Origin of the sequence: Photobacterium minamisatsumaniensis, from assembly GCF_050336695.1 — a bacterium.
In the GTDB taxonomy this organism is placed as follows: domain Bacteria; phylum Pseudomonadota; class Gammaproteobacteria; order Enterobacterales; family Vibrionaceae; genus Photobacterium; species Photobacterium minamisatsumaniensis.
In genome coordinates, this window is sequence record NZ_JAKJSI010000015.1 from 141,201 (window position 1) to 165,853 (window position 24,653).

A 24,653-nucleotide genomic window follows, 5' to 3' on the forward strand; every position below is an offset into this window, starting at 1 on the left:
ATGAATTTACAGCGATAACGAATAGCTAACGGTTAACCTTCGTTGGCAGATAGACAAATGGCAAGCCAATTGCGCTGCCCTGTTCACCTTGAGTATCAAGGTTACGGCCAATTTCAGTCATGGCTAACCAACGGTTTTCACACCACTCAGGTGCAAGCAAGGTCGGCTTACGAGCGCTGGCAGACACACGGTGAAAAACGACCTCGGGGGGAGTCAGTCGGATCATTTCTGATGCAATATCGGTATACTCTTCAAGCGTTAATGCATCCAGCCGACCCGCTTTCCAAGAGCGCCCCATGATACTACCTTCAACAAGGTGCAATGGATGTAATTTAATGCCATCAACACCTGCCGCAACTGTACGACGAATCGTATCAAGGTTATCTTCTTTACTATCCCCAGGTAGGCCAACAATCAAATGGGCACATACTTTTAGCCCTAATGCTCGAGCTCGCTTAGCGATTGCTTCATAACAGGCAAAGTCATGACCACGGTTGATACGTTTTAAGGTTTTATCGTTGGCGGTTTGTAAGCCGAGTTCCAACCAAATCTCATACCCTTGCTGGTGATAACCTGCAAGCAGTTCTAATACTGCATCAGGCACACAATCCGGTCGTGTTCCTACGCATAGGCCAACAATATCGGTTGCCTCTAACGCTTCTTCATACATCGCCTTTAACTTTTGCACTTCTGCATAAGTGCTGGTGTAGGCCTGAAAGTATGCAAGGTAACGTTTAGCCCGATCGACAGAGCCAGCACGCTGATGTAATTGCTCTGTTATGGATTGGTACTGAGCTTGCTCATCGGCAAATGAAGCGACATTACAAAATGTACAACCACCGCGCCCAATCGTGCCATCACGGTTCGGACAGCTAAAACCACCGTGCAGGGTCAGCTTGTGTACCTTCTCTCCATAACGGCGTTGTAAGTCTTGTCCAAATGTATTGACCAGTTCATGCAGTTGCATTTTGCCACCTAGCGTCTTGGGATTGTCGAAAAAAGCGGCACAGGTTAGCACCGAATACCTGACGAAGATTTGTGCCAAAGCAAAGAAAACCTTTTTTCGTGCCTCATCATCCCAATGAAAATAAGTAACAAGATAAGGAGGGCCTTATTACAACGTCATTTCCTATAACCATGAAATAACAAGGGAGATGAAATGAATTTTATTCAAAATGAGAACTATTCCCGAATAATATCTCAATTTTGAAAAGAAATGATTCATTGTCAGCCTGATGGATGGCAGCAATAGGTTAATTTTTGTTGGTAATTAATAATTCAAAAATGTAGGATAGTTACAGTTGTGTGCAATTTATGAACGATAAATGTGACTATATATTGCTAATCTTGAGTGATATATATCGTACCCCCTCAAAAAAGTAGTGCTTTTGCATACCAGAGCGAGAGTGCCACAGAATTTAGTTTGCTTCTGATTTTAAACGTCATCCGACAGCAAGCTCCATTATTGACCGCCGGACAGGAGTCCATTGCAGGTTGTCAGTAATGCCAAAACAAAATTAGGGATAACTCAGACGCCTGGATTGGCGCCTGTTGAAACTGGAAGGAAGTATCTATGACAGATCAAGAGCTGAATGCTCAGGGACTATATGTGCCTGAATTAGAGCACGATGCCTGTGGCATCGGCTTTGTGGCCCACTTGAAGAACCGCAAATCCCATGAAATCGTCACCCAAGCCCTTGATATGCTTGCACGGATGGAACACCGTGGCGGCCAAGGCTGTGATCCATGCAGTGGCGATGGTGCGGGTATTCTGCTGCAAAAACCCCATGAGTTTCTTCTTGAAGAAACCGTCAAACTCGGCATTCGCCTTCCTGCATTCGAGCAGTATGGTGTCGGTGTAGTACTATTCCCTAAAGACGAGTACAAACGCCAGCAATGCCGCGATATTCTAGAGCGCAATGCCAAGCGCCTTGATCTTGAAGTCATTGGCTACCGCGTTTTACCTGTCGATAACTCGATGATTGGTGAAGATCCGCTGAGTACCGAACCTCAGTTCGAACACGTCTTCATCACTGGCGGTGCCAACCTTGATCCAGCTGTACTTGAGCGAAAGTTGTATGTATTGCGTAACTATACGGTACGTGTTTGCTTAGAAAGCGTTTCTAACATTGGTGACGACTTCTACATTAACTCTTTGTCTTACAAAACATTAGTATACAAAGGTCAGTTAACGACCGAGCAGGTTCCCCAGTACTTCCTGGATTTGCAAAACCCATCAATGGTAACGGCTCTGGCGTTGGTTCACTCTCGCTTTTCAACCAACACCTTCCCAAGATGGCGTTTAGCACAGCCTTTCCGTTACATTGCCCACAATGGTGAAATCAACACTGTTCGCGGTAACCTTAACTGGATGAAGGCGCGTGAAGCGATCCTTGAGTCAGAGCTATTTAGTCAGCAAGAAATCGATATGCTGCTGCCTATTTGCCAAGAAGGCAGCTCAGATTCATCCAACTTCGATATGGCACTTGAGTTACTGGTACTTTCTGGCCGTAGCCTGCCACACGCACTAATGATGCTGATCCCTGAAGCTTGGCAAGAAAATAAGACGATGGATCCGAAGCGTCGTGCCTTCTACCAATACCATGCCAATGTAATGGAACCATGGGACGGTCCAGCATCTGTCTGTTTCACCGACGGTGTGCAAGTAGGTGCGACTCTTGACCGTAATGGTCTGCGTCCATCGCGTTATACCGTGACCAAAGATGACTTCCTCGTGATGGCCTCTGAATCAGGCGTCGTTGAGATTGAACCAGAAAACGTTCAATTCCGTGGTCGTTTACAGCCGGGACGTATCTTTGTTGCCGATCTTGAACAAGGCCGCATTATCTCTGATGAAGAAGTCAAAGATAGCATCGCTTCAGCACAACCTTATGAGCAGTGGGTAAAAGACAATCTGCTGACACTCAAAGGGTTACCAGAAGCTGATAACATGCACCACCAGCCCACGCCAGAGCGCCTGCTGAACCATCAACAAGCCTTTGGTATGAGCTCAGAAGAAGTGAACGACATTCTCGTTCCACTGGCTAAAACTGGCTATGAACCTTTAAGTGCAATGGGTGCAGATTGGCCACTGGCGGTACTATCTCACCAGTCACAACACCTATCGAACTACTTTAAGCAGCTCTTTGCCCAGGTGACCAACCCACCGATTGATCCAATCCGTGAACGTATGGTGATGTCGCTTAATACCTACTTAGGTAAAGATCAGAACCTGCTGGCGGAAACCCCAGAGCACTGCCAAAAAGTAGAGCTAGAGTCTCCCGTTCTGAGCAATGCTGAACTTGAAAAATTGCGTGCGATTGATAAAGAGCACTTGCAAGCAAAAACACTGGATATCGTATTCCGTGCCAGCGGTGAAGAAGGCAAACTAGAACGTGCCCTGAAGCGTATCTGTCAATATTCAGAAGATGCGGTTAATGACGGTTACTCAGTCATTATTCTGACTGACCGTGCCGTCAACTCTAACCACGCAGCAGTTCCAGCCATGCTGGCTGTTGGCGCGGTACACCACCACCTGATCCGCAAAGGTCTGCGTGCTAAGTGTGACATCGTTGTTGAAACTGGCGATGCGCGTGAAACGCATCACTTTGCAACACTTGTGGGCTACGGGGCAAATGCGGTTAACCCATATCTGGTAACCGAAACCATCGTTGATCTACAGCGCAAGCGTAAGCTTGATCCAGAACTACCAACGGAAGAGCTGTTCAACAACTACCGTAAAGGGGTTAATGGCGGGTTGCTTAAGATCTTCTCTAAAATGGGGATCTCAACGCTACAGTCATACCATGGCGCACAGATTTTTGAAGCTCTGGGTATCAGCAAGTCTGTGGTCGATAAGTACTTCACGGGTACGGTTTCTCGTATTCAGGGCTTGACGATTGATGATATCGCCAAAGAAGTACTGGTACGCCATCGTGTGGGTTACCCTACACGTGAAGTGCCAATCCAGATGCTCGATGTCGGTGGTGTTTATCAGTGGAAACAACGTGGTGAAAAGCACCTGTTCAACCCTGAAACTATCTCGTTGCTACAGCAGTCAACCCGAAACAAAGACTTTGACCAATTCAAAGAGTATGCGGCAGAGGTTGATGCTCAAGGCGATAACGCGGCAACACTGCGTAGCCAGCTTGAATTTATTAAGAGCCCAACAGGTTCCGTGCCACTGGATGAAGTCGAGCCAATTGATAGTATCCTGAAACGCTTTGCGACAGGCGCAATGAGCTTTGGCTCTATCTCTTACGAAGCACACTCAACGCTTGCTGTTGCAATGAACCGTATCGGCGCGAAGTCTAACTCAGGTGAAGGCGGTGAAGATCCTGATCGCTTTGAGAAGAAAGACAATGGCGACTGGGAACGTTCAGCGATTAAGCAAGTTGCTTCTGGTCGTTTTGGCGTAACCTCTTACTACCTGACTAACTCTGAAGAGATTCAGATCAAAATGGCTCAGGGCGCAAAACCAGGTGAAGGTGGTCAACTACCGGGTGATAAAGTTGATGACTGGATCGGTGCAACGCGTCACTCCACTCCTGGAGTCGGCCTAATTTCACCACCACCACACCACGATATCTATTCAATCGAAGATTTGGCACAGCTGATCTACGATCTGAAAAATGCCAATCGTGCAGGTCGAGTCAACGTTAAGTTAGTATCAGAAGCTGGGGTCGGTACGATTGCCTCTGGTGTTGCAAAAGCCAAAGCCGACGTCGTATTGATCGCGGGCTTTGATGGCGGCACAGGCGCATCACCAATGTCATCTATCCGTCACACGGGACTACCGTGGGAACTAGGGTTGGCAGAAACGCACCAAACCCTACTGAAGAACGGCTTACGTAACCGTATCGTTGTTCAAACCGATGGTCAGATGAAAACACCACGAGATCTTGCAGTTGCAACACTACTAGGTGCTGAAGAATGGGGTGTGGCCACTGCTGCCTTGGTTGTGGAAGGTTGTATCATGATGCGTAAGTGTCATAAAAACACCTGCCCAGTGGGCATCGCGACTCAAAATAAGAGCCTCCGTGAGCGCTTTGATGGTCGTGTAGAAGATGTTGTTACCTTCTTCCAATACATGGCTGAAGGCCTGCGTGAAATCATGGCAGAACTTGGTTTCCGTAGTATTGAAGAGATGGTTGGCCAATCGCACAAACTGAAAATCCGCGAAAATATCGGTCACTGGAAATACCAGAACCTCGATCTTAGCCCGGTACTGTTTGTCGAGCCTGCTCGTGAAGAAGATGGTGTTTATAACCAGCGAGAGCAAAACCATAACCTTGAAGACGTGCTTGACCGCAAGTTAATTGAAGTCGCTGCGCCAGCGCTTTACGAAGGTAAATCCGTTGAGGCTGAGTTTGGCATCATCAATACTGACCGTAGTACCGGTACTATGCTGTCGAACGAAATCTCAAAAATATACAAAGATAAAGGCTTACCACAACCAATGAACGTGAAGTTCAAAGGTTCAGCAGGGCAAAGCTTTGGTGCCTTCCTTGCGAAAAACGTGACGTTTGAAGTGGAAGGTGATGCGAATGACTACTGGGGTAAAGGCCTATCAGGCGGTACCTTAGTACTCTACCCTGATGCTAAATCTGACATCATTCCAGAAGATAACATCGTCGTCGGTAACGTGTGTTTCTATGGTGCAACGTCGGGTGAATCATTCATTCGCGGTATGGCGGGCGAGCGTTTCTGTGTGCGAAACTCAGGTGCCAAAGTCGTGGTTGAAGGTGTCGGTGATCACGGTTGTGAATACATGACAGGTGGTGCCGCGATTATCCTTGGTCAAACGGGCCGTAACTTCGCTGCCGGTATGAGTGGTGGTGTCGCATACGTTTGGGATCAATTCGAAGACTTTGATACCAAACTAAACCCTGAGCTGGTTGATCTCGACCCTATAGAGCAAGAAGACAAAGAGTTGTTATTTGACATGCTAACCAAGCATGTTGAGCTAACGGGCAGTACTGTGGCAGAAATTTTCCTATCGAACTTTGAAGAAAACCTTCAGAAGATGGTCAAAGTAATGCCAAGGGATTACAAAGCAGTACTACTGAAGCGTAAAGCTGAAGCAGAAAACAAGGAAGAGTTGGAGGCCATCAATGGGTAAGCCTACAGGATTTTTAGAATTTGGTCGTGAACTGCCAAAGAAATTAGACCCTAGCGTTCGTATTCAGGACAACAAGGAATTTGTTCTAAACGAAGAGTTCGGCGATAAGATCAATACGCAGGCCTCACGTTGCATGGATTGTGGTGTACCGTTTTGCCATAACTCGTGCCCAATCGGCAATATCATCCCTGAATTCAACGATGCAGTTTATCGTGACAGCTGGGAAGAAGCATGGAACATATTAAGTTCGACCAATAATTTCCCAGAGTTTACCGGACGTGTATGCCCAGCACCTTGTGAAAGTGGCTGTGTTTTAGGGATTAACCAAGATCCAATCACGATCTGTAATATCGAGAAAACAATTGTTGAGACGGCATACCGTGAAGGCTATGCCAAACCAAAAACACCACGTTCTCGCTCTGGAAAAACCGTGGCGATCATCGGTTCAGGCCCTGCAGGCCTTGCCGCTGCCGAGCAACTAAATAGTGCTGGCCACTGTGTGACAGTATTCGAGCGCGATGAAAAAGTGGGCGGCCTACTACGTTTCGGTATCCCAGACTTTAAATTAGGCATGGATGTTATCGATCGTAAGATCAATTTAATGGCTGATGCCGGCATTAAATTTGAGGTTAACGCGCACATCGGTGTTGATATCAACGCCCAGCAATTACGCCAAGAATTTGATGCCGTATTGCTAACAGGTGGATCAACGGTTCCTCGTAATTTGCCGATTCCTGGACGAGAGCTTAAAGGTGTTCACTATGCCATGGAATTTTTGGCACAAAACAACCGACGAGCCAATGACCTCGACCTAAAAACCGAGGAAATCCACGCCAAAGGTAAGCATGTTGTGGTCATCGGTGGCGGTGATACGGGTTCAGATTGCGTCGGAACGTCTAACCGCCATGGTGCTGCAAGCATTACGCAAGTTGAGATCATGCCGCTCCCACCGGAGCAACGTCCAGCCAACCAACCTTGGCCTTCATATCCGATGATTATGAAGACGTCGACATCGCATGAAGAAGGCTGTGACCGTCACTGGAATATCTTAACCAAAGAGTTCATTGGCGATGAGGCGGGCAACGTAAAAGCCTTGCGCATTGCTGATATTCAATGGGAAGAAGCTAAGCCGGGCGAGCGTCCAAACTTCAACGAAGTCGAGGGTTCAGAGCGAATCATTCCTTGTGATATGGCGTTCTTGGCAATGGGCTTCTTGCACCCAGAGCCTACAGGTGTCCTTGCTCAGCTTGATATCAAACTTGATGAACGTGGCAATGTGGCGACTCAAGGTTTTGCGACTAGTCAAAAAGGCATTTTTGCCGCTGGTGATATGCGTACAGGCCAGTCATTGGTTGTTCGCTGTATCAATGAAGGCCGTGAGTCGGCCCGTGAAGTCGATGCTTTCTTGATGGGTAACTCTAACCTAGAAGCAAAAGCGGATTCATTGATGTTATCAAACGCTTAACCTTGCTGTAGTTGAATACTTCAGTGTTCAACCATAAAGGCTAAAAAATAAAACCGACTCTTATGAGTCGGTTTTTTATTCTGTATAAGCCCTCCCCTTTATATTTACTCCCTTCTTTAAGCTGATACGCCGAATGAGATCTCACTCACGAGATAGAATGTGAACTACTCGCTGAAAGTTTGACCTTTTTGTAAATAGTCGTTAACTTGAAAAGTCGCTGGAAGCACATAAATACCTATAGTCGTACCCGACGAGCACAAAATAAAGTCAAAGGAAACAGTGCTGAGGTAAGTTCTCGATGATAAGGACAGTCATCAATATGCAGTAATACTGCTTGTTCAGGCAGAAGCAAGGGAGAGTTGCAATGACACTGTATGACCCAATGCTAGATAAAGACAACTGTGGTTTTGGGCTTATCGCCCATATCGAAGGAGATACCAGTCACAAACTGGTTCGCACCGCCATTTCGGCCCTAGATCGCATGACCCACCGCGGTGGTATTGCGGCCGATGGTAAAACCGGAGACGGTTGCGGTTTATTGATGAAAAAGCCTGATAGCTTCTATCGTATTGTCGCCGAAGAAAAAGGCTGGAAACTATCACGAGAATTTGCGCTGGGGATGATTTTTTTCAGCCAAGACCCGGTCTTAGCGGAACAAGCTCGTACCATCATCAATGAAGAATTAGCTAAAGAAACTCTATCTCTGGTCGGTTGGCGCGAAGTTCCGATCAACCCGCAAGTTCTTGGTCCAATCGCCAACGAAACCTTACCGAATATCGAACAGGCTTTTATCAACGCCCCTGCAGGTTGGAAGCCCCGCGATATTGATCGTCGCCTCTATGTTGCGCGCCGCCGTATTGAAAAACGCATTACCCAAGACCCTGACTTTTACATTTGCAGCCTATCAACTCAAGTTACTGTTTATAAAGGGCTATGCATGCCAGCCGACTTACCTCGATTCTACTTAGATCTTGGGGATATTCGGCTTGAATCATCTATTTGTCTGTTCCACCAGCGATTCTCCACAAATACTCAACCACGCTGGCCACTCGCTCAACCATTTCGTTACCTTGCTCATAATGGTGAAATCAATACCATCGCTGGTAACCGTCAATGGGCGCGCGCACGGGCTTATAAATTTGCTTCCCCGTTACTGCCTGATCTGCAAACAGCCGCACCGTTTGTCAATGAAACGGGCTCCGACTCATCTAGCCTCGATAATATGCTAGAGCTATTCCTGTCTGGTGGCATGGATCTGTTTCGTGCTATGCGCATGCTGGTGCCACCAGCATGGCAAAACCACCCCGATATGGATCCGGAGTTACGGGCCTTTTATGATTTTAACTCCATGCACATGGAACCATGGGATGGACCCGCTGGTATCGTCATGTCTGATGGTCGTTACGCCGCCTGCAGTCTCGATCGCAACGGCCTTCGACCTGCTCGCTATGTGATCACTAAAGATAAACTGATCACATTAGCCTCCGAGGTTGGGATCTGGGATTACACGCCAGATGAAGTCGCAGAGAAAGGCCGCGTAGGCCCCGGTGAACTGCTGGTCATTGACACAAAATTTGGCAAAACATGGCACTCAAAAGATATTGATCATGAGCTGATGAGCCGCCATACCTATAAAGATTGGATGGATAGTCACGTTAAGCGCCTCATCCCATTTGAAGATTTAGGTGATGAACAGGTCGGGAGTCGTTCCCTTGATGATCATGATCTCAATACCTATCAAAAACTCTTCGGTGTCAATCGCGAAGAGCTGGATCAAGTACTGCGTGTTATTGGCGAAAACGGCCAAGAGGCAACGGGCTCTATGGGTGATGACGCGCCGATGGCGGTTTTATCTTCCAAAGAACGTGCCATTACCGACTACTTCAGACAAATGTTTGCTCAGGTCACCAACCCACCCATTGATCCGCTACGCGAAAAACATGTCATGTCACTGGCAACCTGTATTGGCCGAGAGATGAACGTCTTCTGCGAAACCGATGGACATGCGTATCGGGTGGCGTTTGGCTCTCCGGTTTTACTTTACTCCGATCTCGTTCAATTGCTTGAGCTCGATAATCAGCACTACCGAAATAGCATTATCGATATCAATTTTGATCCGACAGAAAAAGATCTCCAGCAAGCCATTATTGATGTTTGTAACCAAGCTGAACGGCTCGTGCAAAACGGCACCGTGTTGCTGGTTCTGTCAGATCGTGGCATCAACCCTGAGAAACTACCGATCCCGGCGGCAATGGCAGTTGGAGCGGTGCAAAATCGCTTGATCGAGAAAAACCTGCGCTGTGATGCCAACATTGTGATTGAAACCGCCACCGCGCGAGATCCCCACCAGTTTGCCGTTTTACTAGGCTTTGGTGCCACCGCCGTTTATCCCTACCTCGCGTATGAATCACTCGGCAAGCTCATCGACAACGGTGCGATTTCTAAACCTTATCGCGAAATCATGGTGAACTACCGCAATGGGATCAACAAAGGACTGTTTAAAATCATGTCCAAAATGGGGATCTCAACCATTGCCTCCTATCGCTGCTCGATGCTATTTGAAGCCATTGGCTTAAATGACGAAGTGATCGAACTCTGCTTCAAAGGTGTCTCTAGCCGGATCCAAGGCGCTGATTTCTCTGATTTCCAGCAAGATTTATTCAATTTGAATCGCCGAGCTTGGCTCAAGCGCAAGCCGATTGAGCATGGTGGATTACTCAAATATGTACATGGTGGCGAGTTCCATGCCTATAACCCCGATGTAGTTAGTACCTTGCAACAAGCCGTAAAATCCGGCGATTACCAAGATTATCTAGCCTTTGCCAACCAAGTGAATGAACGCCCAATTGCTGCCATTCGGGATCTTCTTGCGCTGAAACATGCAGATAATCCGATTAACATCAAACAAGTAGAAGCCGCTACAGAATTATATAAACGCTTCGACTCTGCGGCGATGTCAATTGGTGCACTCAGTCCTGAAGCTCATGAAGCGCTCGCCATTGCAATGAACCGACTTGGCGGCTTCTCTAATTCCGGTGAGGGCGGTGAAGATCCTCGACGTTTTAACAGCGAGCGTAATTCACGGATCAAACAAGTCGCATCAGGACGGTTCGGCGTGACGCCACACTACCTCGTGAATGCCGATGTACTGCAAATTAAAGTGGCCCAAGGGGCTAAACCCGGTGAAGGCGGCCAGCTTCCAGGTCACAAAGTTACGACGGAAATCGCGAAACTACGCTATGCCGTCCCCGGTGTAACGCTCATTTCTCCCCCGCCTCACCATGACATTTATTCAATAGAAGATTTAGCCCAGCTGATCTTCGATCTTAAGCAAGTAAACCCGACAGCCATGGTGTCGGTAAAATTGGTTTCAGAACCCGGCGTGGGCACTATTGCGACAGGTGTCGCCAAAGCTTATGCCGATTTAATTACGATTTCAGGTTACGACGGCGGTACAGGCGCCAGCCCACTTACTTCGGTGAAATACGCGGGTAGCCCATGGGAGCTAGGACTTGCAGAAACCCAACAAGCACTGGTTGCTAATGGGCTACGCCATAAAATCCGTTTACAAGTCGACGGTGGCCTTAAAACCGGACTTGATGTCGTCAAAGCCGCCATTCTCGGGGCTGAAAGCTTTGGGTTTGGCACCGCGCCTATGGTGGCACTAGGCTGTAAATACTTGCGTATTTGTCACCTTAATAACTGCGCCACAGGTGTCGCGACCCAAGATGAAACCTTACGTCGCAACTTCTTTAAGGGTTTGCCAGATCAAGTCATGAATTACTTTATCGGCCTTGGTCAAGAAGTCAGGGAGTTACTCGCTCAACTCGGTGTAGAAAGACTCACTGATTTAATTGGTCGCACTGATTTTCTCGAGGTACTTGAAGGCTACACCGCCAAACAAAGTAAACTCGATTTATCGCCAGTTCTTGCAACAGCAACGCCGCTTGAAGGTAAAACACTCTATTGCAGCGAGCCCAATACGCCATTTGATGATGCCAAGCTCAATGTCGAGTTACTCGAACTAGCACTACCAGCCATTGAACAACGTGAAAGCATCGATATCTACCGTGAGATACGCAATACCGATCGCTCAGTCGGCGCCAGACTGTCAGGGGAGATTGCCCTGCGCTATGGCAACCAAGGCATGGCTACAGACCCAATCAACCTTCACCTAACTGGTACTGCAGGCCAATCATTCGGGGTATGGAATGCTGGAGGGTTGAACCTATCTCTCACTGGTGATGCCAATGACTACGTCGGTAAGGGCATGACTGGTGGCGAAATTATGATCCGCCCTCCATTAGGCTCTGCATTTAAATCCAGCGATGCCACCATTATTGGCAATACCTGCCTTTATGGCGCGACAGGGGGCAAACTGTTTGCAGCCGGTAAAGCGGGTGAACGTTTCGCCGTACGTAATTCAGGTACTGTCGCGGTCATCGAAGGGGCCGGCGATAATGCCTGTGAATATATGACTGGGGGGATCGTTGCGATACTAGGCAAAACCGGCGTTAACTTTGGCGCAGGAATGACAGGGGGGTTTGCCTATATTCTGGATGAAGATGGCGACTTTTCAGGTCGAGTTAACCCAGAGTTAGTTGAAGCTATCCCCTTAGAAGATCTAAAGATTCACCAAGAACATCTACGCGGGCTTATCGACCAACACCTTGAGAAAACGAACTCAGATCGTGCGCAAGAAATTTTAGCTGAGTTTGATTTGTGGATACCACGCTTCTATCTGGCTAAGCCAAAAGCTGCCGATGTAAATACTTTACTCGGCCACCAAAGTCGCTCGTCTGCCGAGCTACGCATTCAAGCACAATAAGGAGGAGAAACCGATGAGCCAGAACATATACCAATTTATTGATGTTGCGCGGATCGATCCACCTAAAAAGCCACTGAAAGTGCGCAAAATTGAGTTTGTCGAGATCTATGAACCGTTTACCAAACAGCAGGCCAGCGCCCAAGCTGACCGCTGCCTTGATTGCGGTAACCCTTATTGTGAATGGAAATGCCCTGTACATAACTACATCCCCCAATGGCTTCGCCTAGCCAATGAAGGTCGGATCATTGAAGCCGCTGAACTGGCACACCAAACCAATACCTTGCCAGAAGTCTGCGGCCGAGTTTGCCCCCAAGACAGACTCTGTGAAGGCGCCTGCACCCTAAATGACGACTTTGGTGCAGTAACCATTGGTAATGTCGAGAAATATATCACCGACAAAGCGTTTAAAATGGGCTGGAAACCTGACATGTCACAGGTTGAATGGACTGACAAAAAGGTCGCAATTATCGGCGCGGGGCCCGCTGGCCTCTCCTGTGCTGACATCCTTGTGCGTAACGGGGTAAAGCCTGTTGTCTTTGACCGCTACCCCGAAATTGGTGGCTTACTAACTTTTGGTATCCCTTCTTTCAAACTCGAGAAAGAAGTGATGATCAATCGTCGCCAAATCTTTACCGAGATGGGTGTCGAATTCCAGCTCAACACAGATATAGGTAAAGACATCTCGATGGCACAGCTATTGTCTGACTATGACGCCGTATTTTTAGGCGTTGGTACCTATAAGAACATGCGGGCAGGTCTCGACAACGAAGATTCCCCCGGTGTGTATGATGCCCTGCCGTTCTTGGTTTCGAACACTTACCAAGTGATGGGTTTAGAGACAACCCAAGACTTCATTGATATGAAAGGTAAGCGAGTTGTCGTGCTTGGGGGCGGCGATACCGCGATGGATTGTGTTCGAACGTCAATTCGCCAAAGTGCAAAAAGCGTCACCTGTGCCTACCGTCGTGATGAAGCCAATATGCCAGGATCGAGGCGTGAAATAAAAAATGCTAAAGAAGAAGGCGTAAAATTCATGTTCAACCTTCAGCCAACGGGACTTGAACTGAATGATAACGGCCATATCAGCGGGATAAAAGTAATTAAAACCACACTCGGCGAGCCAGATGAGGCAGGCCGGCGACGGCCGGAACCAATAGCAGGCAGCGAGCATATTCTGCCTGCCGATGCCGTGATCATGGCGTTTGGCTTTCAGCCCCACGCGATGCCATGGCTCAATGAGTTCGCTGTCGAGTTAGATCAATGGGGGCGAATTAAAGCCCCAGAACAAGCAAGCTTTGCATTCCAGACCAGCAACCAAAAAATCTTTGCTGGTGGTGATGCTGTGAGAGGCTCAGATCTCGTCGTTACCGCCATTGATGAAGGGCGAAAAGCCGCAGAAGGGATCCTTGATTTTCTTGAGGTATAGAGCATCGGCAATTTGGTAATTGCCGCCTCGCTCATGCTACAATCGGCGCATTATAAACGCTCCCGTTCAGGGAGCGTCTTTCACTGCACAAGAGAACCTATTAATGAAAATCGGCATTATTGGCGCGATGGAACAAGAAGTTGCCATCCTAAAAGATCAACTGACTAACCGTGAAACGCACAACAAGGCAGGTTGTACATTTTACACCGGTACCCTAAATGGTGCCGATGTTGTCTTACTGCAGTCTGGTATTGGTAAAGTAGCCGCTGCAGTCGGTACTGCGGTACTATTAGAGATCTTCCAACCGGATGTTGTACTAAATACCGGTTCTGCTGGTGGTTTTGATAGCAGCCTGAACCTTGGTGATGTTGTCATTTCTACCGAAGTTCGCTACCACGATGCCAACGTAACCGCATTTGGTTACGAAATGGGCCAAATGGCACAGCAGCCAGCCGCTTTCTTATCTGACAGCAAGTTGATGGATGTGGCCGAACAAGCCCTTGCGAGCATGGAAAACACCCACGCAGTACGTGGCCTGATTTGTACTGGTGACGAATTTGTTTGTTCACCAGAACGCCAGTCATTCATCCGTGAACACTTCCCAACGGTTATCGCCGTTGAAATGGAAGCGGCAGCTATCGCTCAAGCCTGTCACCAGTTCAACGTACCTTTCGTTGTTGTGCGTGCTATTTCTGATGTTGCTGATAAAGAGTCACCAATGAGCTTTGATGAGTTCCTTCCTCTGGCTGCAAAAAGCTCTTCGGTAATGATCGATAAAATGGTTGAGCTACTGAAGTAACCATGACCGAGGCCATTGCACTACTCACCAGTAGCAGCGCCCTACTTGCACTATGGGGCGCGCAGGCCTTGCAATGGCTTCTTCCTATTCCCCCCTCGCTCCACCCCATCAATATTTGGCAGCAACTTGCAGTCGCCATCGCAAACAAAGTTAATAAACCCGATGATTCGCCACGCCAACAGCAGTTTTCTGGCCTACTCGCATGGAGCATAATGTGGTTAACCATGCTTACCTTGCTTGTTTGCCTCTACCAATTGGTTTGGATAGATACCGCTTTCCACCTTGTACTGCTATGGCTCGCTCTTGAATGGCGCAATACTGCAAAATTCAGTAAGCAATTTATTCGAGCTTACAGCCAAGAAAATAAAGCGCTTTGCCGGCAGCTACTCAGCCCTAAACTCAACAGACACACTGACAGCTTATCGCTGCTAGGGCTTGGTAAAGCAGGAGCCGAAACTCAGCTACTGGCCTATGGTCGCCTCGTCGCGGGTGTTTTATTTTGGTATGCCTTAGCGGGAGGAATTGGGGCAATCATGTACCGCCTCGCCGTTAGCTTGTCACGTGAGTGGTCACCCAGCCGCCAGTTGTTCCGCTCTTTCGGTCAACCGGCCGTCAAACTGCTCGCTATTTTTGACATCGTACCCTTGCGCCTATTTGCCTTGCTGATCAGTTTCGGCCGTAATGCGAAGGTCGCCTTACAAGGTCTTGCCCGTCAAGGAGAAAATTGGCTATTACCCGGTCCAGGCTGGCTGCTCGTCGCAACAGGTCATAAGCTTTCCTTGTCACTCGGCGGGCCTGCAATTTATGGTCAAACCAAAATGGAACGTCCGCGCATTGGTGGTAAAATTGCCCCTGCGGCTTTGCACCTCGCCCAAATCGATCAATTGGCCAAAACGCGCCTCATCATTTGGCTAATCATACAAAGTACATTACTCATTCTTTTTCAAGGAGTCCGCTAAGTGCGTCTCGCTGCTTTCTGTTTATTCGCTTTCACATTGTCGCTTTCTCATAACGCAATGGCCACCGCTCAGCGAATTATTAGCTTATCACCACACACCACGGAACTGGCCTATGCCGCAGGTCTGGGCGATAAACTCATCGCCGCCAGTGACTACAGTGATTATCCGGAACAGGCTAAAGCACTAGAGCGCGTAGCCAATTACCGAGGCATAAAAATGGAACGTATTGTTGCCCTTCAGCCCGATTTGATTTTGGCGTGGCAAGGTGGCAATCCAATCCGCGAAATGGCCCGTCTGGAACAACTCGGTTTTAAGGTGTTCTACTCCAACCCGAAAACGCTAGACGATATTGCCTCGACCCTTGAAGAGCTCGGTCAATATGCCGACTCACCTAAACAGGCACAACAAACAGCCAATGAATTTCGTACTCGGCTTAATGCATTACGACAAAGCCACCAAACCCAGCGACCAGTTAGCTACTTTTACCAGTTAAGTGCCACGCCAATTATTACCGTTGCTGGTGACAGTTGGCCAAGTCAGGTTTTCACGTTATGTGGTGGTGAAAATATTTTTGCCGACAGTGCAGTCGCATACCCACAAGTCTCAGAAGAACAAGTACTGGTTAGGCAACCTGAAGTGATTTTTGGCACCCCACATGCTGATACCAAAGTTAGTATTTGGAACAAATGGCGACAACAACTTCCAGCCGTGCAAAAAGATCACCTTTTCACTCTTACTGCCGACTGGCTAAACCGCCCAACGCCTCGCACAATCCTTGCCGTCGAGCAAGTCTGTGACTACCTTGATCTGGTTAGAGAGGCCTCGTAACAGGGTGTCAACATTCACTGTGAGTCGCCTCACAAAGCCGTATTAGCGAGTTGTACCGCTGATAATTCGTCGTACAATCTCAGCGACTTTTTTACTCAGACCTTACAGGTAACCCAATGCTTATCTATATTCTCGATATGTTCGGCACGGCTGTCTTTGCCGCATCGGGTGTATTACTCGCAGGCCGTCTTCGTATGGACCCATTTGGTGTTGTCGTGTTGGCTAGCGTCACGGCAATTGGTGGTGGAACAATCCGTGATATGGCATTAGGTGCTACCCCTGTATTCTGGGTCACCGATCCTAACTATTTATGGGTGATTTTCATTACCTGCTTAATCAGCATGATTGCCATTCGTAAGCCCAAACAGATGCCTTGGTATTTTTTGCCTGTTGCAGATGCCATCGGCTTAGCGGTCTTTGTGGCTATTGGTGTAGAGAAGGCGCTTCGTTTTGGCGCAACACCCATGGTTGCAGTTCTAATGGGGGTAATGACGGGGTGTGGCGGCGGTGTTATCCGTGATGTACTCGCCCGGGAGATTCCCATGGTACTGCGTACCGAAGTGTATGCAACGGCCTGTATTGTCGGTGGTATTATCCACACAACGGCGTTATATATAAATGTCGACCCAAGTGTCGCCACTCTTGTAGGGATCATAACTACCCTGACTATCCGACTAGCCGCAATCCGCTGGCACTTATCACTACCCACTTTTGCCTTACGTAGCTAATTCAAAGCAATACAAATAAAAAAGGCGCCCTTAAGGCGCCTTTTTTACATCACAGCCAAATTACTTTAGCGTAATACGGGCAAACTTACGCTTACCAACTTGGTAAATCGCAGTGCCAGCTGCAGGCACAAGCTTGGTATCTTCAACCTTGTTGCCATCAATCTTAGCGGCACCCTGACGGATCATACGCATCGCGTCTGAGGTAGAGTTCACTAGACCAGCTTCTTTTAGAATATTACCGATTGCCAGACCAGCGTCGAATTCAAACTCAGGCATTTCTTCTGGCATTGCGCCTTTCTGGAAACGGTTGATAAATTCTTGCTCTGCCGCATCAGCATCAGCTTCAGAGTGGAAACGGGCAATAATTTCTTTCGCCAGCAGGATCTTCACATCACGAGGGTTCTTGCCGTTCGCCATGTCTGTTTTGAACTGTTCGATCTCTTCCAAAGGACGGAAAGACAGACATTCAAAGTAGTTCCACATCAGATCGTCAGAGATCGACATGATTTTACCAAACATCTCGTTCGGTACATCTGCAACACCAATGTAATTGTGCGCAGACTTAGACATCTTCTTCACACCGTCAAGGCCTACAAGCAATGGCATTGTCAGTACAACCTGTGGCTTCTGACCATTGGCTTTTTGCAGCTCACGTCCCATCAGCAAGTTAAACTTCTGATCGGTACCGCCTAGCTCTACATCCGTTTCCATTGCAACAGAGTCATAGCCCTGAAGCAGTGGGTACATGAACTCATGGATCGCAATTGGACGGCCTTCGTTATAACGCTTTTTAAAGTCGTCACGTTCCAGCATGCGTGCAACGGTTTGGTTCGCGGCAAGACGGATCATGCCTTCTGCACCTAGCTCTGATAACCACGTTGAGTTGAACTCAATTTTGGTTTTCGCCGGGTCAAGGATCTTGAATACTTGCTCTTTATACGTTTCTGCATTGGCTAAAACATCTTCACGCGTCAATGGTGGGCGAGTTGTGTTCTTGCCAGTTGGATCACCAACCATACCGGTGAAATCACCAATCAAGAAGGTCACGTCGTGGCCCAATTCTTGGAAAGTACGTAGCTTATTAAGAATGACAGTGTGGCCAAGGTGAATATCCGGCGCTGTTGGATCGGCACCCAACTTAATGCGTAGTGGACGGTTTTCTTTTAGCTTGGCAATTAGCTCTTCTTCCGGAATTAGCTCATCTACACCGCGCTTAATCTCAGCTAATGCTTGTTCAATACTGGCCATTCTTGTTCGCTCCCACAGAATTGGCAAAAAAGTAATAATCGAACATCTTACTTGAATAGCGATGTTTTTTGAAACCAGTTAGACTACCCGCTGTCTTATTTTTTCCGAATACGCAAAAAAATCGCTAATGCTAGTATCGAAACTCCGCCAGTTACCCAAGATTCACCAGACACTCATTACAGTGATCAGTGCCTTTATGGTATTGCTGCTGCTTTGGCCGAGCTCGGAAAACAATGGGCACCCAGAACGTCGATTTGAAATCGGCAAGCTTTACCCTCTTGATATTGACTCTGGGATAACCCAACTCAGACCAATGGCGAAAGATGAAATTCCCGCTATTCCTCCATTAACGTGGAAAGAGCACACCGTCAAATCGGGTGAAAGCTTAGCCGTTGTGTTCGATAAAGTTGGGCTGTCGCCTGGCACCTTATACCGACTAGTTAATGCCGATGACGGCACAAAATCCCTGACGAATTTGCGCCCAGGCGATAAATTAAAATTTGGCTTTGACGAAGATAAAAACCTCGTTCAACTCACCCAGCCTCAAAGTGCAACTGACACGTTAGTGATCACCCGTACCACTGACGGTTTTTATTCAAAGCTAAAGAGTAAAGAAGTCGACACGCAGCTCAACTTTGCTCAAGCTGTAATTACCTCAAGTTTTTGGAATGCAGCTGATAAAGCAGGTCTAACCGCAAACCAAATCATGGAGATTGCAGGAATCTTCGGTTGGGATATTGATTTCGCCCTAGACATTCGTGCTGGCGATAGCTTCTCCGTTCTATTTGAAGAAAAGTTCATCGAAGGTGAACCTATTGGCAAAGGCAATATTATTGCAGCCACCTTTTCTAATCTCGGTCAAACGTTTACGGCTATTCGTAGTGAGAGTGGTAAATACTACGATCAAGAAGGGATTGCCATGCGTAAGGCTTTTTTACGCTCCCCGATCAACTTCCGCTATGTTAGCTCGAACTTTAACCCTAACCGCCTTCATCCGGTTACCGGTCAAGTGCGCGCTCACCGCGGTACTGACTATGTCGCCCCTGTCGGCACACCTATCTGGTCAGCAGGCGATGGTGTTGTCATGCAATCGGGGTATAACCAGTTTAATGGTAACTATGTCTTTATTCGTCATAGCTCAACCTATATCACTAAATATCTACACATGACCAAACGTTCGGTTAAAACAGGCCAGCGGGTTAAGCAAGGGCAAACCGTGGGGACACTAGGCGGCACCGGCAGAGTCACGGGGCCTCATCTTCACTATGAATTCTTAGTCAATGGCGTGCACAAGAACCCACGTACAGTGAAACTGCCCCAAGCACAGTCACTAAAAGGAAAAGAGAAGACCCAGTTCAAGCGCTACGCCAACGAACGTATGGCTCAACTCAACCAGTTTAGTCAGTTTATTGCCGACAACAGCCCGCTGCTGAATAATCGAAGCTAGAACGTAACGTCTTTTCGGTATAGGACAACAGATATAAAAAAGCCGCGCCTTATCAGGTGCGGCTTTTTTGTCGTATAACGTTAATTATGTTTATACGCTGAACGATGCACCACAACCACAGGTTGTTGTTGCGTTCGGGTTATCTATAAAGAAGCGTGAGCCTTCTAGGCCTTCCGTATAGTCAACCGTGCCACCGATCAGGTATTGCAGACTCATAGGATCGACGACCAGCGTAACACCGCTTTTTTCAATCGTCGTGTCACCTTCATTTACTTTTTCGTCGAAAGTAAAGCCGTACTGAAAACCACTACAACCACCACCGGTGATATAAACACGTAGTTTCAGCTCCGGGTTTTCTTCTTCGGCGATAAGCGTCTTCACTTTATTCGCTGCAACTTCAGAAAAATTCAGCGGCAAATTAGCATCGCTCATAAAAAAACCTCTCCAATACACTCGGTCATTATCATGATTATCTAATACCTGACTATCTCGTTCAAGTATTCACCACCGATGATCGTCTCGTTAAGCACTTTTTTCTGGTCGATTGTCGGTACTGTCATAAAGAATCATCGAACAAGACGCGCATCATCATAAATCCGTTACTCAGTTCACAAGGACATATTTGAAAGGCTAATAGACCCTAGGTACAATGCCGACAGTTCAAATCAGACCTTATTTGAAAACAGGACATCATAATGAGCAAGTCAGCAGACTTATTTGCCAAAGCACAAAAGACTATTCCGGGTGGTGTTAACTCACCAGTTCGTGCCTTCGCCGGTGTTGGCGGAAGCCCATTATTTATTGAGCGTGCAGACGGCGCTTACATCTTTGATGCTGATGGTAAGGCGTACATTGATTACGTTGGCTCATGGGGACCAATGATTTTGGGTCATAACCATGTAGCCATTCGTGATGCCGTGATCAAAGCCGCTCAACAAGGCCTTAGCTTCGGTGCACCAACAGAAATGGAAATCACCATGGCCGAGCTTGTTTCTAAGTTGGTGCCATCGATGGAAATGGTACGCATGGTGAGTTCAGGCACTGAAGCAACCATGAGTGCTATTCGTTTAGCGCGAGGCTTTACGAACCGCGATAAAATCGTCAAGTTTGAAGGCTGTTACCACGGCCACGCTGATTGCCTATTAGTTAAAGCAGGATCTGGCGCATTAACACTTGGCCAGCCAAGCTCTCCAGGTGTTCCAGCAGATTTTGCTAAGCACACCCTAACTTGTACTTTCAACAACCTAGAATCGGTTCGTGAAGCTTTTGCTGAGCACCCTGAGCAAATTTCATGCATTATCGTAGAACCAGTCGCTGGCAACATGAACTGCATTCCACCAGTTCCTGGTTTCCTAGAAGGCCTACGTGAAATTTGTGACGAATTTGGCGCTTTACTGATTTTAGATGAGGTAATGACTGGCTTCCGTGTTTCGCACGGTGGTGCACAGGGTTACTACAACATCAAACCTGACCTTACCACGCTAGGTAAAGTGATCGGCGGCGGAATGCCTGTCGGTGCTTTCGGCGGCCGTCGTGAAGTCATGGAATACGTTGCGCCAACAGGTCCTGTTTATCAAGCGGGGACCCTGTCAGGTAACCCTGTTGCAATGGCGGCTGGTCACGCTTGCTTAAGCGTATTGACCAAAGAAGGCAACGAGCAGCGTTTGGCAAATACCACCAAACGCCTTGCTGATGGCTTCAAGCACCTTGCTGACAAGTACAGCATCCCACTGCAAACCAACCAAGTGGGTGCGATGTTCGGTTTCTTCTTTACCGACCAAGACAGCGTTACTTGCTACGATAACGTAGCGAAATGTGATATCGAACGCTTCAAACGCTTCTTCAATCTGATGCTACAAAAAGGTATTTACCTTGCACCGTCAGCGTATGAAGCATGCTTCACGTCACTGGCGCACGGTGATAAAGAAATCGAAGCAACACTTGAAGCGGCTGAGTTTGCTTTTGCTACAATCGCTCAAGAAGCAGTATAAGTAATAATAAACAAGCATAATTAATGCCGCTCAATGAGCGGCATTACTTTTTGCATGAAGCCTTTAGTTTGACCCTAAAGCTATTTCCAGAACAATAAAGCGAACACGGCAAGTAACACCAGAATCGCGACCGCTAAAGAAGGCCGACGCTTTTTCTTCGTTTCGCTACCACAATCACAACACCCCATATCAATCCTTCACTCGTTAATTCATGGCCTTTGCGACATCGCTCTAAATCATCAAAGTATTCATCGCTATCATACCGAATAAGATCCTGAACCAATTACCAACAGGTTATATTAATGCACAGCAAGTTATTGCCTCTTTCTCGGCGCGGTGCAATCATAGCAACAAAAGAAAACAAGACCATAACAACATCAGCCAAGCCTAATCGATGCTTTGCCAGAATAATTTGCTAATCTAATTAGATCACCATAAAGGATATAATTGTGCCAAAAGAATTTAGAGTTGAATCTCGCCATTGGTTGCTCATAGGAGCCCTCGCGTTGGCCTCTTATGCCAGTTATACCCTTATTCAACCTTATATAGGTTCAATAGTGATGGCCTTCATCATTTCGTTACTCTATTACCCTGCGCACATTAAAGTCGAAAAGAGAATGCCAAGCTCACCCAATGCTGCATCGATGATATCCTGTACCTTACTGACCTTTATGATTGTCATTCCACTACTGGTCGTTTTCAGTTCGATTATTCATCAAGGTACGACCTTCTCTAAAGACAGTTATATTTGGCTAACATCTGGTGGTGTACAAGAGGTGTTATCTCACCCCTATGTCATTAAGTTCTTTGCTCTTATAGAAAAGTACTCACCTTTTGAACCCGTTGATACACAAATCATTGTTCAAAAAGTTGCCACAGCTGCCTCTAAATTCGGAGCACAGTTACTCAATATCAGTGCAAAGATCCTTGGGGATGCCACCAGCTTTGTGATTAATTTCATGCTGATGTTATTTGTGTTGTTTTTTCTATTACGCGATCACGGCAAAATGGTGGCTGCTCTTCGTCATGTTTTACCACTATCTCGTACTCAGGAAGATGCGGTATTGAATGAAGTTGAAGAAGTGGCTAAATCTGCCGTGCTCGGTTCACTGCTCACCGCACTGGCTCAAGGTTTCGCCGGTGGTTTTGCCATGTGGATGGCAGGCTTCCCGGGGCTATTCTGGGGCTCGATGATGGCGTTTGCCTCTTTAATTCCAGTAGTCGGTACCGCTCTGATTTGGCTACCTGCCAGTATTTACTTACTATTGACCGGTAACTGGGAGTGGGCACTCTTCCTTGCTACTTGGGGAGCAGTCGTTGTTGGTTCTATCGATAACTTCCTACGACCATTGCTCATGCAAGGCAGCTCGGGCATGAGCACTTTATTAATTTTCTTCTCAATACTTGGCGGCCTTCATGTCTTTGGCTTAATCGGCCTGATCTACGGTCCCATCATTTTTGCCGTGACACTGGTGCTGTTCAAGTTGTATGAGGTCGAATTTAAAGATTTTCTCGATCAGCAAGATTTACGCTAATAATATTGAAAGGCAGTCCAAACGCTCTCAACGTTGGGTCTGCCTTTTCTTATTCTGTAATTTATGGAACAATTCGCGCCCGATATCCATGCACCCATTTTTGAGGCCGTTATGTCTTACTCTGCTGCTAGCCAAGTCGTCGCCCGCCAGCTAGAATTTTTTGAAAATCGAAAAGTACTGGTCGCCGGTGAACTGTCTGACTCATTCCCTATCGAGCTCGCGAATACCGCTGGCTCTGTGACAGTTTTTACGACTAACTATGGTTACTTCCGCAGTCTGTCTGGCCGCTCAAAGGTGCAAGCTCACTTTGGCGCAGAATTTACCGAACAAGCAGATATCGACATGATTTTGCTGTATTGGCCAAAAGCCAAAGCAGAAGCCGATTATTTACTTTCGATGTTATTAGCCAAATTTGGTCCACAAACCGAAATCTGTATCGTTGGTGAGAACCGAAGCGGTGTACGCAGTGCAGAGAAAATGTTTAGTGCCTATGGCCCATTGACCAAATACGACTCAGCGCGCCGCTGCAGTTTTTATTGGGGACGCTGTGAGCACGCTGTTCCGGCTTTCAACATGAATGACTGGTACCGCAGTTATCCACTTTCTGTCGCAAATACTGAATTAACGATCCGTTCACTGCCAGGTGTCTTTAGCCACGGTGAGTTTGATAAAGGATCAGAGTTACTGCTTGAAACTATGCCTAAGTTATCAGGAAAAGTGCTCGATTTCGGTTGTGGTGCAGGCGTCATTGGCGCTGTGATGAAAACAAAAAATCCCAATATCACGCTAGAGCTATGTGATATCAGTGCACTCGCCATTGAGTCAGCAAAAGAAACCTTCCGTGTGAATCAGCTGGAAGCGAACTTTACGGCAACAGATGTGTATGCGGCATTATCTGGCCCGTACAATTACCTGATCAGCAACCCGCCTTTCCATGCGGGTTTAAAAACATTCTATTCGGCAACCGAAGACTTTATCGCTCAAGCACCTAACTATTTGGCTCACAACGGAAAGTTGATTGTTGTTGCAAATAGCTTCTTACGTTACCCACCATTAATCGAAGCAAGTTTAGGCCACTGTGAAATCAGTGCTAAGAACAATAAATTCAATATTTACACTGCGCAAAAATAGAGACAGAAAGCCGGACTCTGTACCGGCTCTTTATTCTGCCATGACCAATTATGAGCGTAATCCGGCCCTTTACTGATGTAAATTACGTCAATTCTGTGTGTCGGCACACGCTTCCCTATACACTTCCTTGCCTCTGCGAAAAAACCA

Annotated in this window: 15 protein-coding genes; 12 read left to right on the forward strand and 3 right to left on the reverse strand. The window is 47.3% G+C overall.

Annotation, left to right across the window (positions count from 1 at the left end; genetic code table 11):
• Window positions 1–25 precede the first annotated feature (25 nt).
• Window positions 26–967: a tRNA modification radical SAM protein MnmL/YtqA gene (mnmL, locus tag L4D78_RS07755; RefSeq protein WP_428466374.1), complete on the reverse strand. Its 942-nt coding sequence runs from the start codon at window positions 965–967 to the stop codon at window positions 26–28.
• Between the two features lie 606 nt (window positions 968–1,573).
• Here mnmL and gltB (L4D78_RS07760) point away from each other — a divergent pair.
• From gltB (L4D78_RS07760) to L4D78_RS07795, 8 genes are all read left to right on the forward strand, one after another.
• Entirely contained in the window at window positions 1,574–6,121 is a 4,548-nt protein-coding gene (gene gltB, locus L4D78_RS07760; protein WP_428466375.1) for a glutamate synthase large subunit, read from the forward strand.
• Window positions 6,114–7,586 carry a glutamate synthase subunit beta gene (locus L4D78_RS07765; RefSeq protein ID WP_428466376.1) on the forward strand — a complete coding sequence of 491 codons (1,473 nt, stop codon included), beginning with the start codon at window positions 6,114–6,116 and terminating at the stop codon, window positions 7,584–7,586. The genes gltB (L4D78_RS07760) and L4D78_RS07765 overlap by 8 nt, the downstream gene beginning before the upstream one ends.
• Window positions 7,587–7,950: 364 nt before the next feature.
• On the forward strand, window positions 7,951–12,414 hold the full coding sequence (gene gltB / locus L4D78_RS07770; protein WP_428466377.1) for a glutamate synthase large subunit: 4,464 nt from the start codon (window positions 7,951–7,953) through the stop codon (window positions 12,412–12,414).
• 13 nt (window positions 12,415–12,427) lie between these two features.
• Entirely contained in the window at window positions 12,428–13,840 is a 1,413-nt protein-coding gene (locus L4D78_RS07775) for an FAD-dependent oxidoreductase (protein ID WP_428466378.1), read from the forward strand.
• Window positions 13,841–13,943: 103 nt separating this feature from the next.
• Complete coding sequence (gene mtnN / locus L4D78_RS07780) at window positions 13,944–14,639, forward strand: 5'-methylthioadenosine/S-adenosylhomocysteine nucleosidase (protein ID WP_428466379.1); 696 nt, start codon at window positions 13,944–13,946, stop codon at window positions 14,637–14,639.
• A gap of 2 nt (window positions 14,640–14,641) precedes the next feature.
• Entirely contained in the window at window positions 14,642–15,598 is a 957-nt protein-coding gene (locus L4D78_RS07785; protein ID WP_428466380.1) for a cobalamin biosynthesis family protein, read from the forward strand.
• Window positions 15,599–16,426, forward strand: a complete 828-nt coding sequence (btuF, locus tag L4D78_RS07790; protein ID WP_428466381.1) for a vitamin B12 ABC transporter substrate-binding protein BtuF — start codon at window positions 15,599–15,601, stop codon at window positions 16,424–16,426. It abuts the gene before it with no gap.
• Window positions 16,427–16,542: 116 nt separating this feature from the next.
• Window positions 16,543–17,154 (forward strand): TRIC cation channel family protein, encoded by a 612-nt coding sequence (locus L4D78_RS07795; RefSeq protein WP_428466382.1) that lies wholly within the window; start codon window positions 16,543–16,545, stop codon window positions 17,152–17,154.
• A gap of 60 nt (window positions 17,155–17,214) precedes the next feature.
• Here the strand turns inward: L4D78_RS07795 and tyrS are convergent, their stop codons facing one another.
• Window positions 17,215–18,402 (reverse strand): tyrosine--tRNA ligase, encoded by a 1,188-nt coding sequence (gene tyrS / locus L4D78_RS07800; RefSeq protein WP_428466383.1) that lies wholly within the window; start codon window positions 18,400–18,402, stop codon window positions 17,215–17,217.
• A gap of 127 nt (window positions 18,403–18,529) precedes the next feature.
• Between tyrS and shyC the strand changes: the two genes are divergently transcribed.
• A complete protein-coding gene (gene shyC / locus L4D78_RS07805) occupies window positions 18,530–19,849 on the forward strand; it encodes a peptidoglycan DD-endopeptidase ShyC (protein ID WP_428466384.1) in 1,320 nt (439 codons plus the stop codon).
• 90 nt (window positions 19,850–19,939) lie between these two features.
• Here shyC and erpA read toward each other — a convergent pair whose 3' ends face one another.
• Complete coding sequence (gene erpA / locus L4D78_RS07810) at window positions 19,940–20,281, reverse strand: iron-sulfur cluster insertion protein ErpA (protein WP_428456470.1); 342 nt, start codon at window positions 20,279–20,281, stop codon at window positions 19,940–19,942.
• Between the two features lie 263 nt (window positions 20,282–20,544).
• On the opposite strand from erpA, the gene hemL reads away from it, so the two are divergent.
• The 3 genes from hemL (at window position 20,545) to rsmC (ending at window position 24,506) form a co-directional block, all read left to right on the forward strand.
• Window positions 20,545–21,840, forward strand: a complete 1,296-nt coding sequence (hemL, locus tag L4D78_RS07815; RefSeq protein WP_428466385.1) for a glutamate-1-semialdehyde 2,1-aminomutase — start codon at window positions 20,545–20,547, stop codon at window positions 21,838–21,840.
• Window positions 21,841–22,289: 449 nt separating this feature from the next.
• A complete protein-coding gene (locus tag L4D78_RS07820; RefSeq protein ID WP_428466386.1) occupies window positions 22,290–23,375 on the forward strand; it encodes an AI-2E family transporter in 1,086 nt (361 codons plus the stop codon).
• 111 nt (window positions 23,376–23,486) lie between these two features.
• On the forward strand, window positions 23,487–24,506 hold the full coding sequence (gene rsmC / locus L4D78_RS07825) for a 16S rRNA (guanine(1207)-N(2))-methyltransferase RsmC (RefSeq protein ID WP_428466405.1): 1,020 nt from the start codon (window positions 23,487–23,489) through the stop codon (window positions 24,504–24,506).
• Window positions 24,507–24,653: the final 147 nt, after the last annotated feature.